The following is a 13,742-nucleotide window of genomic DNA, read 5'->3' on the forward strand; positions in this document are numbered from 1 at the left end:
GATGGAAGCAAACGATACCGGTAGCGCGGCCCCACCCACGGACGACGAAGTGGAACGCGTCGTCGCGGCCGGCCCGCATGGCGCGATCGCCGTGGCCGGCGTCGCCACGCTGATCGTCATGGCGATCTGGTTCGGCTTCTACTTTCTCGTGTTTCTGCCACGCGGCGTCGTTCACTGATCATGTCGACTGATTCCAATCATCAATCGGGCGGCGGCCACGCAGTCGCCTTACGCGCCGAGCGCCGCTGGGCCATTTTCGCCGTCGCGCTGATCGTGCTGATGCTGGCCGTGATCGTGTACTCCGGGCTTCATTGGGCGATGATGCCGCCCTCGCGCGTCGAAACGATCGACCCGTCGCGCCTGCAACTGTCCGGCGAATTCGTCGAAGACAACCTGGGCAGCGCGGTCGAGCCGGACGGTTCGGTCGTGGTGCGCTTCATCGCACAGCAATACTCGTTCACGCCGCAATGCCTGCTGGTGCCGGCCGACACGCCGATCACGATCCGCACCACCAGCGCGGATGTCGTGCACGGCCTGCTCGTCACCGACACCAACATCAACACGATGGTCGTGCCGGGCTACGTCGCCACGCTGAACACGCGCTTCGACGCGCCCGCCGATCACACCATGCCGTGCCACGAGTTCTGCGGCTTCGGACATCAGACCATGTGGGCACACGTGAAAGTCATCGACAAAGCCACCTTCTTCGAGCAAGCCCGACAATCACGGAGGCTGAGCTGTGTTTCACGCTAAGCGACTCGTTCTCGCGCATTTCTGGCTCGCCTTCATTGCGTTTCTGATTGCGCTGCTGCTCGGCGCCTGGCAGATGCTGGTGCGCAGCCCGCTGCTGCCGTGGGTCGGCGACCCCGAGCTCTACTATCGTTCGGTGACCGCGCACGGCACGGTGATGGCTTATGTGTTGCCCACTCTGGTGTCGATGGGCTTCGGCTACGCAATCGTCGAACTCGCGCTCGCGCAGCGCCTCGTGGGTCTCAAATGGGCATGGGCCGCTTTCATCATGCTGGCGGTCGGCGCGGTGATGGCAATGGTGCCGGTGGCGCTCGGCCAGGCCTCGGTGCTCTACACCTTCTATCCGCCGATGATCGGCAGTCCCTTCTATTACCTCGGCGTGGTGCTGGTGGTGGTCGGCTCGTGGATCTGGGTCGCGCTGATGCATGTGAATCTGCGCATCTGGAAACGCGCCAACCCCGGCAAGCCGGTGCCGCTCGCGATGTTCGCCAACGTGGCGGGCGCGTATCTGTGGGCATGGACCGCCATCGGCGCTGCGCTGGAAATCCTGTTCCAGATCCTGCCGGTCGCGTTCGGCCTCACCAACACGATCGACGCCGGCCTGTCGCGCATCCTGTTCTCCTGGACGCTGCACGCGATCGTCTACTTCTGGCTGATTCCCGCGTATATCGCGTACTACACGCTGGTGCCGCGCGCGATCGGCGGACGGCTCTATAGCGATTCGATGGCGCGGGTGTCGTTCATCCTGTTCCTCGTCTTCGCGATGCCGATCGGCATCCACCATCTGTTCGCGGATCCGCAGGTCGGCTCCGGCTTCAAGTTCCTGCATGCGGTGTTCACCGGCATGGTGTCGGTGCCGACGCTGCTCACGGTGTTCACGATCTGCGCGTCGGTTGAAATCGCCGGCAGGCTGCGCGGCGGCAAAGGCGCGTTCGGCTGGCTCACCGCGCTGCCCTGGCAGAACCCGATGATGCTCGTGCTCGCGTTCTCGTTCGTGATGCTCGGTCTGGGCGGCGCGGGCGGGTTGATCAACATGAGCTATCAGTTGAACTCGACCGTGCACAACACGCAGTGGGTGACCGGGCACTTCCATCTGATCTTCGGCGGCGCGATCGTGATCATGTACTTCGCGATCGCCTACGAATTGTGGCCGCAACTGACAGGCCGCGCGCTCGCTTCAGTGAAGCTGGTGCGCACGCAACTGTGGCTGTGGTTCATCGGCATGCTGGTGGTGACACTGCCGTGGCACTACGTCGGGCTGCTTGGCGCACCACGCCGCATGGCCTATTACGATTACAACACGCCGGGCATGCAATCCCAGGCGTTCTGGGTCGGCATGTCGGCGGTGGGCGGATTGATCCTCGTGGTGTCCGGCGTGCTGTTCGTCTACATCCTCGCCAGGTCGCAATTCGGCCCGGTGGTGCAGCAGCAAAGCTTCCGCTTTGCCAGCGCGACGCAGCCGGTGGAGCGCGTGCCGGCCGCGCTCAACAGCTTCGGTTTATGGGTGGCGCTGATGATCGGCCTCACGGTCGTCAACTACAGTGTGCCGATCGTGCAGTTGCTCAGATTGCCGCAGACCTCCGTGCCGGCAGTCGTCGTCGGAGCGCAGCGATGAATCAGGAACGCGTCTTCAGCTTGCGCAACCCGTGGTTCACGTTGAGCGTGGGCGGCACGATTGCGATTGCCGTCGTGTCGATATTGATCGGCTTCATCTGGCTGCCTTCGGCGAGCAACGCATTCGGCGACCGCGGCCTGTGGGCGACGATCTGCAGCGCCGCGGGCGCGCCGTCGAGCTGGTATGGGGGCACCAATCTCACGGGCCCCGCGCCGAGCGAAGTGGTGGTCCTGCCGCCTTTGCGGCGCGTGCGCGCCGACGCGATTTCAATCGGCCGCGGCGCGACCATTGCCACGCAAAATTGCTCGATGTGTCACGGCGTGCTGGGCACGGTGCAGGTGACGGCGCCCGCACTCGCCGGGCAGTATGCCGACGTGGTCTACAAAGAATTGCGCGATTACCAGAACGGTGTGCGCCAGAACGCGATCATGCAACCGATCATCGCGGCGCGCAGCGACCAGGATCTGCACGATCTGGCCGCTTACTATGCGTCCCTGCCAAGAGCGCCCGCGGCGGAGGTGCCGGCCACCGGCACGGAACCGGATGCGAACGCCGTGAAGCTTGCCATGCAGGGCGATCCGCAGCGCAATATCGCGCCTTGCGCCGCATGCCACGGGCAACTGGATCGCAAGGGTGCGGCGCCGTGGCTGGGCGGACAGTCGTCGGTCTATCTGGCGGCGCAGATGCGCGCCTTTGCTTCCGGCGCACGACACAACGATATCAACGAACAGATGCGCAACGTCGCGCGGCAGATGACGCCCGCCGAGATCGACAGCCTGGCCAGGTACTACGCGGCCATGCAGTAACGGATGTATCGGCCGCGCTGCGGCGCATGTTCCAGACACGAAATGCGTCGCAACGCCGAACATCCATCCATATCAGGCCGTAGCGAACTCACCCGTATCGGCCGTCTTCGGCGTGGCCGCCGAGCCGCTACGCCGCCCGGCAGACCCAGAAGACGACACCGCGCCGCTCCCCGTCTGGAACACCGAGACGGCGGCAGTCAACCGCCGTGCCTGCTCCTCCAGCGAACTCGCCGCCGCCGCGGCCTGCTCCACCAGTGCGGCATTTTGCTGAGTCACCTCGTCCATCTGCGCGACCGCGAGATTGACCTGATCGATGCCGGTGCTCTGCTCGATGGCCGCCGCCGCAATTTCACCCATGATCGAACTCACGCGTGCAATCGCGTCGACGATCTCGGTCATCGTCGAGCCCGAGCGTTCAACCAGTTGCGAGCCGGCCTGCACGCGCGCCGTCGATTCGTCGATCAAACCCTTGATCTCCTTCGCCGCCGCTGCGCTACGCTGCGCGAGCGAGCGCACTTCGCTCGCCACCACCGCGAAGCCGCGTCCCTGCTCACCGGCGCGCGCGGCTTCCACTGCGGCGTTCAGCGCCAGAATATTGGTCTGGAACGCGATCCCTTCGATCACGCCGACAATGTCGGCAATCCGCCGCGAGTCGTCGACGATGCCATGCATCGTGCCCACCACCTGCCCGGTGAGATCGCCGCCTTGCGCGGCCAGACTGGATGCGCCCTGCGCGAGCGAGCTGGCCTGCTTCGCGTTATCCGCCGTCTGCTTGACCGTCGACGTGAGCTGTTCGATGCTTGCCGCCGTCTCTTCGAGCGACGCGGCCTGTTCCTCGGTACGTTGCGACAGATCGGTATTGCCCGCGGCAATCTCGCTCACGCCGGTGTCGATGGATTCCGTGCCTTGACGCACCGAGTTCACCGTCGCGATCAGCGATTCCTGCATCTTTTGCAACGCGGCCGCGAGACGGCCCATTTCGTTATTGCTGCTCACGACGATCTGGCCCGTCAGGTCGCCATTGGACATGCGCTGGAACTGCGCGATGGTGGCGTCGACCGGACTGACGATCGCGCGCACCAGCACCGCGCGGCCGATCAACGAGCCGAGCAGCGATACGACCATGCCGACCGCCACCACGACACAGATCACGTAGAACAGATCCTGCGCAGCCTGATAGCGTTGCGCGCCGTGATCGAGTTGCAACTGTTCGAGCGCGAGCATGGCCTTTTCGTACCCGCTATAGAGCGACGGCAGCTTGTGCGCCTGCAATTGCTGGAAGGCCGTCCTGTCGTTCGACCTGAGCGCGGCAAGAGCCGGATCGACGCCCTCATGCAGAAAGGCATCGCGCTTGTCCTGCATGTCCTTGATGAGACGCTGTTCGTCGGCGTCCGTGCCCGCGCGGCTCACAAAGTGGGCAAGGCGGTCGTTGGAGGCTTGCTGGTACTGATCGAAACGCTTGAGCACGGCGTTCGCGCCGTCCTGATCGTTCAGGTCGACGAGCGAAGCATATGTCGCCAGCGCGAGACGCAGGCGCAACAACTGCCCGGCGCTGCCTTCGAGGTCGGCAACAGCGGGTGTGTCGACGGTGTACATCTGCTGCAGCGAGGCGTTGCTCGAACGCAGCGACAGCAGGCCAGCGGCGGCGCCGACCAGCAGCGCGAGACCGAAGAACACGATCAGCATGGTCAGACAGGTGCGAATCGACAGATTTTTCAACATCGGCTTGTCTCCGTTGGGCTGCCTGACCGAACGCTCGATAAAAGCCTCGGCCACGCGTGCTGCGCCCAAGCCGAATCGACCAGGTCCGCAACTATTGTCCGAATGTAAGTGAATGCCACATGTAAGGACTACGGCGCGATAATCGAAAACTTGATGGTCGATAACGCCGACGCTTGTGATACATCAACATACGAGCCAACATGAACGGCGACCCGCGCCGGGCGTGGCGGGACTACCCCGGTTTTCAGCGGCAGGCGGTTGATGGAAAGTGACGGGGGTTCGTCTGCGGAGCATTCATATGTCTGAAGTCGGCTCGACCCTGGTGGTTTTCGTTCTATTGCTCGCCGCGACCGGTGTCGGCGTGTGGGTGCGGCCGCTGTTGCCCGAAGAGCACAAGGCGCATGAAACCGTGCAGTTGATCCAGCTGGTGATCGGCATGCTGGTGACGTTTGCCGCGCTGGTACTCGGCTTGATGACGGCGTCCGCGAAGTCCAGCTTCGACACGGCATCGAATGATCTGCGCAGCTACGCGGCCGATCTGATCGAATTCGACACGACCTTGCGCGAATACGGCACGGATACCGATCCGGCCCGGCGCCTGTTGCGCCAGTACACCGCGGCGGCGATTGCCTCGACGTGGCCCACCGAAACGCCGCCCACTGGCGAGTATCCGAAAGACATCGGACCATCGCAGGGCAACTCGCAGAAACTGGAGAACACGCGGCTCGGCGACATGCTGACCGCCGTGGGCAGGGAGTTGCGGCAACTACGGGCGCATGACCCGCTGCAACAGCGCGCGCTCAACGACGGATTGGCGCAATACCGGCGCGTGGTGGACGCGCGGTGGAAGCTCATCGAGGAAGCGCACAGCTCGATTTCCCAGCCGTTCCTCAAGACATTGACATTCTGGCTGGGCGTGATTTTTCTGAGTTTCGGCCTGATCGCGCCGCGCAACGCGCTGGCGTTGGTCACCATTTCGCTGGGCGCGGTGTCGATTGCTTCGGCGATCTATGTGATCGTCGATCTGGATACGCCGTTTACCGGGCCGCTAGTAATCTCCAGTTCGCCCATGAGAGATGCGCTGGACCACTTAAGCCGGTGAGCACCGCATGGCTCGCCTTGCCGCCGGCCCAAACGCCCCACATTGTCAGTGGATGAGCGTGTCGAATTCCGCGATCTTCTTCGCCCGCTCGATAACCGGCCGGTCGACCAGCTTGCCGTCTACCGCGAACGCGCCTTCCGGATGCTCGCTACAAGCAGCGAGAACCCGCGCCGCCCACCGGCGTTCGTCCTCGCTGGGCGCGAAACCGCGGTTGACCGGATCCACCTGCCGCGGGTGAATGCACAGCTTGCCGCCGAAGCCGAAACGCCGCGCGCCGGCCACATGCTCCGTCAGGCGCTCCAGATGGTCGAGCTCCAGCGTCACACCGTCGATCGGCGCGGCGAGGCCCGCATAGCGCGATTCGATCACCATCTGCGAACGCACATAATTCAGTTCCACGCCGAGCCCTTCAATGCCGGCGTCGCCGCAAAAATCCACCGTGCCGAAGGCAAGCCGCGCAACCGACGGCACGCCGGCAATTTCCCGCATCGCCACCACGCCCGCTACGGTTTCGATGAGCGCCACGATCCGGACCGCTGATGGCAGCCGCGCGGCGACCTCGGCGAGTTGCCGCGCGCTGTCCGACTTCGGCAGCATCATCACGGAGACGCCCGAAGCCCGCACCATCTCCATATCGTCGAGATGCCAAGGTGTGCCGACCGCGTTCACGCGCACGATCAGCCGCGCCGGACCCACCTTTGGCAGCCAGCGCTGCAGGGCGTCGCGCGCGGCAAGCTTCGCCGCCGGCACAACCGCGTCTTCGAGATCGATCACCACCGCGTCGGCGCCAGTGTCGAGCGCCTTGGCAAAGCGCTCGGGGCGGTCGCCCGGCACGAACAGATAACTGCGTGCGTCCATGTTGTTCTCCTGAACGGCACGCGGCGCGATATTGCTAGTTCGCGTGCCAGTCGCGTTGAAACGTTTCGGAATAACTGTAGCGATCCGCCGGATGCACGCTGATCGTCAGTTCGACCACCTGCCCCCGCCGGTTCAGATAACGGCGGCACAACCACAGCGCGGGCGAACGCGGCTTTGCGTTCAAACGCTGCGCCAACGCCGCCGGCAGCGCGACCGCGCGGATTTCCTGCTGCACTTCGGCGATCTGCTCGCCGAACTGCTTTTCGATCAGCGTGTAGATCGGCACGTGCGTCCGGCCGCTCAAACCCGTCAACGAACGGAACGCCGGGTGGATATACACTTCGGTATGGCAGATCGGTTCGACACTCCCCGGTGAGAGACGAATGCCCTCGGCCAGCAGCCAGGTTTCGCCAGGCTTTGCGCCGAGCCGCCCGATCAGATCCGGGTCATCGATCTCGACGGTCTGCGTCGATGCGATTTCCAGCTCCGTGTCGGACGTATAGCGGTGCAGATCGCTCAGGCGCTCCATCACCTGACGGTACGCGGTCTCGCTCTGCGTGGCCTTCACGCGGGTGCCGATGCCGGGCCGCCGGTCCACCAGACCGCGCTGCTCCAGTTGCTTGATCGCCTGACGCACGGTGAAGCGGCTCGCGCCGAACTGCTCGCATAGCTCGAACTCGGTCGGCAGCAACGTGCCGATGGGAAACTGCCCACCCTGAATCTCGTTGAGGAGCGTCTGTGCCAGTTGCATGTAGCGCGGCTGTTGCCCGAGGACTGTCGTGGCCATCTTGGTGTGCAAAAAAGTGGAAGAGCGGACGGTTGCCCGCCCGGCCTTATTGCACCACACCCGCCTCTCTCAGCAAAGCGATCCTTTCCGCACCGTAGCCCAGCTCGTCGAGCAGACGCTGCGTGTCCTGCCCGAGATCCGGCGCGGCGCGCGTCGGCAAGGGCTCGTCGATCCGCACCGGCGCGGCCACGCCGCGTACCGTGCCGAAACGCGGATGTTCGGCGTTCACCACGCATTCGCGCTCGACCACGAAGGGATTCTCCAGCGCCTCCTTCACGTTGAACACCGGCGCCGCCGGTACGCGGCCGCCGAAGCGTTCGAGCCATTGCGCCGTGGTGGCGCCGGAGAGCACCGCGTCGAGTTCGGTCTGCACCAGCTCGCGATTCGCGAGACGCGCCTGGAAGTTGCAAAAGCGCGGGTCGGTCACCCACGACGGTTTGTCGAGCACTTCGGCAAGCACGCCCCAGAATTTTTCCTTGTTGCACATCAGGAAAATCCAGCCGTCCTGCGTCTTGTACAACTGGCTCGGCGTGAGCGACGGATGCGACGAGCGGTTCTCGCGCCCCGTCACCACACCGCCGTTCAGATACCACGTCGCGACATACGCGAGGTTATGCAGCGCGACGTCGAAGAGACTCACGTCGATGTCGCGTCCCTTGCCCGAGGTCTTCGCATCGACGAGTCCGGCGAGCAGCGCCATCGCCGCGGTCGTGCCGGTCATCAGATCGATGATCGACAGGCCGAAGCGCGCCGGCGGGCTGTCGGGTTCGCCCGTGACCGACAGATAGCCGGCCTCGGCTTGCATCAGATAGTCGTAGCCAGGCCATGCCGCGCGGCTGCCGGTGCGTCCGTAGGCAGACAGATGCCCGCACACGATCTTCGGATTCGCTTCGCACAGTTGCTCGTACGTGAGCCCGAGTTTCGCCGGCAGATCGCCGCGCAGATTGTTGAACACCGCGTCGCTCTTCGCGACGAGGTCGAGCAGTACCGCGCGCGCTTCGGGCTTCTTCAGGTCGAGCGTGAGACTGCACTTGTTGCGATTGAACGCTTCGAAAAAGTGGCTATCGCCGTCGCCGAAAAAGTACGGGCCGACTGCGCGGCCGACATCGCCGCCAGTGGTCGGATGCTCGATCTTGATGATCTCCGCGCCGAGGTCTGCGAGATGCTGGGTAGCGAACGGCCCTGCGCCATATTGTTCGATGGCGAGCACCCGCACCCCCGAAAGAGGCAAACTCATACCGGACTCCGTTCGATCAGTTGCTTCGCGATGATGATGCGCTGCATCTCGTTGGTACCTTCGCCGATGGTGAGGAGCGGCGCATCGCGATACAGGCGCTCGACGTTGTACTCCTTCGAATAGCCGTACGCGCCATGAATGCGCATGGCCTCGATGCTGTTTTCCAGCGCGGCTTCGGTCGCGAAGTATTTCGCCATGCCCGCTTCCATATCGCAGCGCTCGCCGCGGTCGTATTTCTGCGCGGCGGCATCGACCAGCAGGCGGCCCGCTTCGACGCGCGTCGCCATCTCGCCGAGCTTCAGCTGGATAGCCTGGTGCTCGCAGATCGGTTTGCCGAAGGTTTTGCGCTGCTGCGAATAACTGACGGATTCGTCGAGCGCGGCTTGCGCAACGCCGACGCCGCGCGCCGCGACATTGATCCGGCCGAGTTCGAGGCCGCCGAGTATCTGCTGCAGGCCACGGCCTTCCACGCCGCCGATCAACGCGTCGGTCGATACGTGGTAATCGTTGAACGACAACTCGCAGGTATCGATACCCTTATAGCCGAGCTTCTCCAACTGGCGGCTGACCTCGAATCCCGGCCCTTTCTGCACCAGCAACAAGCTCATTCCGCGATGCCGCGGCTGCGCCGTCGTATCCGTCTTCACCAGCAGCGCCAGAGTGTTGCCATGCTTGCTGTTGGTGATCCACGTCTTGTTGCCGTTCACCACGTATTCGTCGCCCACGCGTTTCGCGGTGGTGCGAATCGCCTGCAGATCGGTGCCGCAATCGGGCTCGGTGAGGCCGATGCCGCCGCGCCACTCGCCTGTGGCGAACTTCGGCAGATATTTGCTTTTCTGCTCCGGCGTGCCGTTGCGTTGCACCAGCATCGCGAGAATCAGATGCGAATTGATGATGCCGCTCACCGACATCCAGACCCGCGAGATGCGCGCGATGATCTGCGCGTAGGTCCGCGTCGACAGACCCAGCCCGCCATACTCGGGATCGATAATGCAGCCGAACAGGCCCATCTCCTTCATCTTCTCGACGATCTCCGCCGGGTAGATATCGTCGTGATCGAACTTGTGGACGTATGGGCGCACCTCGGTTTCGAGGAAGCGGTCCAGCATGTCGAGAATCAGTTGATCGTTTTCCAGCGTGTCGAGTTCAGTTGCGGTCATGATGACGTCCTTAGGATGCGGTGTGTCCGGCGAGCGTGTCGGCAAGCGTGCGGGCCGGCCGTTCGTCGAGTTGCAATACGGCACGGGCGATCTGTTCGGCGGCGCTGCGCGAAACACTGCGTTGCGCGTTCGCGTAAAACTTGGCGACGATGTCGTCGTTACTGACGGGCCGGTCCGCGCAACCGCGATTGATCGCCTCGCGATGCGCGACGCGCGAACCGTCGCTGTGCTCCACCACGACTTCGCCGGTGTAGTGGCGCGGGAAGGTCGTGTCGGGGTCGATTTCGTAATCGACCCGTGCAGCGAGCGCCAGCACCGCGGGGTCGGCGAGCGCGGCCGGCTCGAGTTCGTCGAGCGTGAAGCGGCCTTTGAGCAATGCGGTGGCGACGATGTACGGCACGCTGAATTGCGCGTCGTAGGCGGTAACCGGTTTGCGCTTCGCATCGACCGGTTCGCACACGATCTCGACCGTACCGCGCGGCACCCTGGCGACCACGCGCCGGATCGAGTCGAGCGATTCGGCGGAAAAACGATGCTCGCGATGCAGCGCCATCGCCGCATCGGCCACCGCATGCGTGAAGTGGCAGGCGGGCAGCGGTTTGATCGCCACTTCATCGATCTGCCATGAGCTGCCGAGGCCTTCGCTGGCGATCTCGCGATCGGCCGCGTCGAGCGGCTTGCCGAGGTGGCTTGCGTAAAGCCCGAAGCGTCCTTCATAGGCCAGACGCGGGCCGGTGAAGCCGTGCTTCGCGAGCGTCGCTGCGGTGACGGCCGAGGCGGCCGCGAAACCCGGATGGGCGCGTTTGGTCCACGCGCCGTCTTCGAGGAATTCGAGGCTGCCGGCCGCCATCGACAACACGATGCCTTGCGCGTGCGCGACCCGCGCCTCGTCCAGTTGCAACAGACGCGCCGCGGCAACCGCGCAGCCGAACGCGCCGACTAGGCCTGTAGGATGAAAACCGGCGTCGTGGAATCCGCCCCTGGCCGCCGACGCCACGCGCGTCGACACTTCCATTGCGACGATGTACGCGGCCAGCAGATCCGCGCCGCTCACGGCGTCGCGATCGGCGAGCGCGAGCACGCAAGACAAGGCGCTGGCGGTCGAATGGATGACACCGCGCGAATGTGTGTCGTCGAAGTCGAGACCGTGAATCAGCACGCCGTTCATCATCGCGGCATCGCGCAGGCCGAGCCGCCGGCCGTAGCCGATCACCGGCGAGCTGCCGTTGCCGAACTCGGAGAATGCGGCGAACGAGACATCCGCATACGGATAGCCACGCGACGCGAGCGCAATGCCTACGGCGTCGAGAATCAGATGCTTGGCGCGCGTCTGCACCGCATGCGGAACGTCGCGCAATTGCAGGCCGACGCCGAAGCGCGCGTACTGACCGGACAGCGTGACGGAGGAGTCGAGTGAAGTCATGGTGATTTAACCTTGCTGGGTAGCGGGCATCGGATCGGAATCGGTGTCGAGGCTCGGCGAGATCCGTTCGAGCGCGTGCTGATTGGTTTCCACGCGCAGCAGCAGAATGCCGAGCACCAGCAGCGCGAGAACACCGCTCACCATCGCCAGCACACCGGATACACCGAACGAGTTGTAGAGCACCACCGCGAGATACGGCGTGGTCATCGAGGCAGCGCGGCCGCATACGCCCGCCGTGCCCGTGCCGCGCAGGCGCAGTTCGGTCGGAAAGAGCTCGGGGATGTAGGCGAACAGGCCGAGCGTAGTGACCGTATAGATGCAGGTGACGAGCACGAAGCCGACACTGCTGATCGCCCAACCCGCATGCATGTTCGGATAGATGAAGCCGACCACGATCGTGGCGATCGCGAAGATCACCAGACCACGCGCACGGCCCACACGATCCGCGCAGAGAAAGCCGATCAACGCGCCGCCCGGTGCGCCGAACGCCATCAGCGTCGTAAAGCCGAGCGATTGCACGATGGTGAGACCTTCCTTGACGAAGAAGGTGGGCAGCCATGCAACAAAGCCGTACACCGAAATATTCACGGCAACCGCCGTGAGAATGGCGACCAGCGTGCGGCCGAGCATGGCGTGAGAAAACAATGCGGAGAACGGCGCTTTCGGCACTTCCAGATTTTCGATGCGCTCGACCGGCGGCAACGGACCTTTCTGTCGCTGCACCTCATGCTCGATGGTGGAAACGGTGGCCTCGGCTTCGTCGCTGCGCCCGACCGATTCGAGCCAGCGCGGCGACTCCGGCATACGGTGCCGCAGCACCCACACGATAATCGCGCCGATGCCGGCAATCGCGAACATATAGCGCCAGCCCAGATGCGGAATCACCACGTAACCCACCGCCGTCGACACCAGCAGGCCGGAATTGATGATGAGCGCGAGCAAGGCCGTCCAGCGTCCGCGCGATGCGGGCGGGATGAATTCGCACAAGGTGCCGGCCGCGACCACCAGTTCGGCGCCGAGGCCGACGCCCATGATCAGCCGCAGCACGATCAGCCACATCATGTTCGGCACGAAGCACGCGGCAATCGACGCAATACCGAAGATCAGCAGATTGGTCTGGTACGACGAGCGGCGGCCGAAGCGGTCGCCGAGATAACCGGCAAGGCCTGCGCCGATCAGCATGCCGAGAAACGTCACCGAGATGAACAGCGCGTTCAGCTTCAGATCCGAAAAGCCCGCTTTCACCATCGCGCCGAGCGCGCCGGCCGCGAGATAGATGTCGAAGGCGTCGAGAAAGGCGCCCGCGCTGATGAGCCCGAGAATCTTCCAGTGAAAGGACGCGATGGGCAGGCGATCGAGTCGCGCGCCCGAGTTGACGATACCGATAGCCACCTTTGTCTCCTTGGTGTGCATGCGGTGCGCGTAGGCGCTTGCCGCATCGCGGCGCCTGTTCGGGCGCCGCCGGAATCCGCGCGCGGACTGCTCTTGCCGGCAGCTGCGCGCTATGTGCTGCTTGTCGTTTTCACACTGCCCGAGCGCTCAGCCCGCTCATGCGGCGATCGGCACGATGCAGCGTCCAGGCTTCAATCAATCGCCGACGCCATGCCCGCGTGCCGGCACCAGCGCGCTACGCACGAAGTCCATGATCGGCGTGCCGTCCTGCTTGAACGCGCGGGTCTGCACGGTGACGATGCCCTGCCCCGGACGCGACTTCGATTCGCGCTTGTCGAGTACTTCGGACTCCGCATAGATCGTGTCGCCGCAGAACACCGGGCCGGTCAGGCGGATTTCTTTCCAGCCGAGGTTGGCGATCGCCTTGCCGCTGACGTCGTTCACCGAGAGTCCGAGCACCACGGCAACCGTCAGACCGCTATTCACGAGCAGACGGCCGAACTCGCTTTTGGCGGCGTAGGCGGCATCGCAATGCATCGGATGGAAATTCATCGTGAGCAGCGAGAAGTGGATGTTGTCGGCTTCGGTAATAGTGCGCCCGGGGCGGTGTTCGTAGATATCGCCCACCTGGAAATCTTCGAGATAGCGCCCGTAACTGGCGCGAATGCGGGTTTTGACTGCGACGTCAGATTCCATGCCTGTCTCCTGTATCGACCAACTTTATCTCTATTTGTTACTTTGTCCGTACAAACTGTGATGCGAGTATTGTCGGCGAGCGGACGAATGTCAAGACGACATTCGTCGAACCGATTGGTGAGGGCGGTCAAACGTGCCGCTGAGGCACGCCAGGACTGATGACCAGGTTTATCCCTGGCAGACGTTTCGGGTGC

Annotated in this window: 13 protein-coding genes; 5 read left to right on the forward strand and 8 right to left on the reverse strand. The window is 63.9% G+C overall.

Annotation, left to right across the window (positions count from 1 at the left end; genetic code table 11):
• Position 1: 1 nt before the first annotated feature.
• The 4 genes from NE850_RS29035 to NE850_RS29050 are packed head-to-tail and all read left to right on the forward strand — an operon-like array spanning position 2 to position 3,171.
• Complete coding sequence (locus NE850_RS29035; protein ID WP_007179372.1) at positions 2 to 178, forward strand: hypothetical protein; 177 nt, start codon at positions 2 to 4, stop codon at positions 176 to 178.
• A 2-nt stretch (positions 179 to 180) separates the two neighbouring features.
• Entirely contained in the window at positions 181 to 753 is a 573-nt protein-coding gene (locus tag NE850_RS29040) for a cytochrome c oxidase subunit II (protein ID WP_007179373.1), read from the forward strand.
• The gene (locus NE850_RS29045) at positions 740 to 2,365 is read left to right on the forward strand and encodes a b(o/a)3-type cytochrome-c oxidase subunit 1 (protein ID WP_007179374.1); all 1,626 of its coding nucleotides are present in this window, start codon (positions 740 to 742) and stop codon (positions 2,363 to 2,365) included. The genes NE850_RS29040 and NE850_RS29045 overlap by 14 nt, the downstream gene beginning before the upstream one ends.
• Complete coding sequence (locus NE850_RS29050) at positions 2,362 to 3,171, forward strand: c-type cytochrome (RefSeq protein ID WP_007179375.1); 810 nt, start codon at positions 2,362 to 2,364, stop codon at positions 3,169 to 3,171. Before NE850_RS29045 ends, NE850_RS29050 begins: the two co-directional genes overlap by 4 nt.
• A gap of 72 nt (positions 3,172 to 3,243) precedes the next feature.
• Here the strand turns inward: NE850_RS29050 and NE850_RS29055 are convergent, their stop codons facing one another.
• Entirely contained in the window at positions 3,244 to 4,893 is a 1,650-nt protein-coding gene (locus tag NE850_RS29055) for a methyl-accepting chemotaxis protein (RefSeq protein ID WP_007179376.1), read from the reverse strand.
• A gap of 298 nt (positions 4,894 to 5,191) precedes the next feature.
• On the opposite strand from NE850_RS29055, the gene NE850_RS29060 reads away from it, so the two are divergent.
• A complete protein-coding gene (locus NE850_RS29060; RefSeq protein WP_007179377.1) occupies positions 5,192 to 5,995 on the forward strand; it encodes a hypothetical protein in 804 nt (267 codons plus the stop codon).
• A 45-nt stretch (positions 5,996 to 6,040) separates the two neighbouring features.
• Here NE850_RS29060 and NE850_RS29065 read toward each other — a convergent pair whose 3' ends face one another.
• From NE850_RS29065 to NE850_RS29095, 7 genes are all read right to left on the reverse strand, one after another.
• Positions 6,041 to 6,853, reverse strand: coding sequence for a CoA ester lyase (locus NE850_RS29065; RefSeq protein WP_310699729.1), 813 nt, complete (start codon positions 6,851 to 6,853; stop codon positions 6,041 to 6,043).
• A gap of 34 nt (positions 6,854 to 6,887) precedes the next feature.
• A complete protein-coding gene (locus tag NE850_RS29070) occupies positions 6,888 to 7,640 on the reverse strand; it encodes a GntR family transcriptional regulator (RefSeq protein WP_007179379.1) in 753 nt (250 codons plus the stop codon).
• A gap of 46 nt (positions 7,641 to 7,686) precedes the next feature.
• Positions 7,687 to 8,877: a CaiB/BaiF CoA-transferase family protein gene (locus NE850_RS29075; protein WP_007179380.1), complete on the reverse strand. Its 1,191-nt coding sequence runs from the start codon at positions 8,875 to 8,877 to the stop codon at positions 7,687 to 7,689.
• Positions 8,874 to 10,037 (reverse strand): acyl-CoA dehydrogenase family protein, encoded by a 1,164-nt coding sequence (locus tag NE850_RS29080; RefSeq protein ID WP_007179381.1) that lies wholly within the window; start codon positions 10,035 to 10,037, stop codon positions 8,874 to 8,876. The genes NE850_RS29075 and NE850_RS29080 overlap by 4 nt, the downstream gene beginning before the upstream one ends.
• Positions 10,038 to 10,047: 10 nt before the next feature.
• Complete coding sequence (locus tag NE850_RS29085) at positions 10,048 to 11,460, reverse strand: MmgE/PrpD family protein (RefSeq protein WP_310699730.1); 1,413 nt, start codon at positions 11,458 to 11,460, stop codon at positions 10,048 to 10,050.
• Positions 11,461 to 11,466: 6 nt separating this feature from the next.
• Complete coding sequence (locus tag NE850_RS29090) at positions 11,467 to 12,873, reverse strand: MFS transporter (RefSeq protein WP_165184400.1); 1,407 nt, start codon at positions 12,871 to 12,873, stop codon at positions 11,467 to 11,469.
• Between the two features lie 174 nt (positions 12,874 to 13,047).
• Entirely contained in the window at positions 13,048 to 13,548 is a 501-nt protein-coding gene (locus NE850_RS29095; RefSeq protein WP_165184398.1) for a MaoC family dehydratase, read from the reverse strand.
• Between the last annotated feature and the right edge of the window lie 194 nt (positions 13,549 to 13,742).

Source organism: Paraburkholderia sp. USG1 (assembly GCF_031570135.1).
Classification (GTDB): Bacteria; Pseudomonadota; Gammaproteobacteria; order Burkholderiales; family Burkholderiaceae; genus Paraburkholderia; species Paraburkholderia dioscoreae.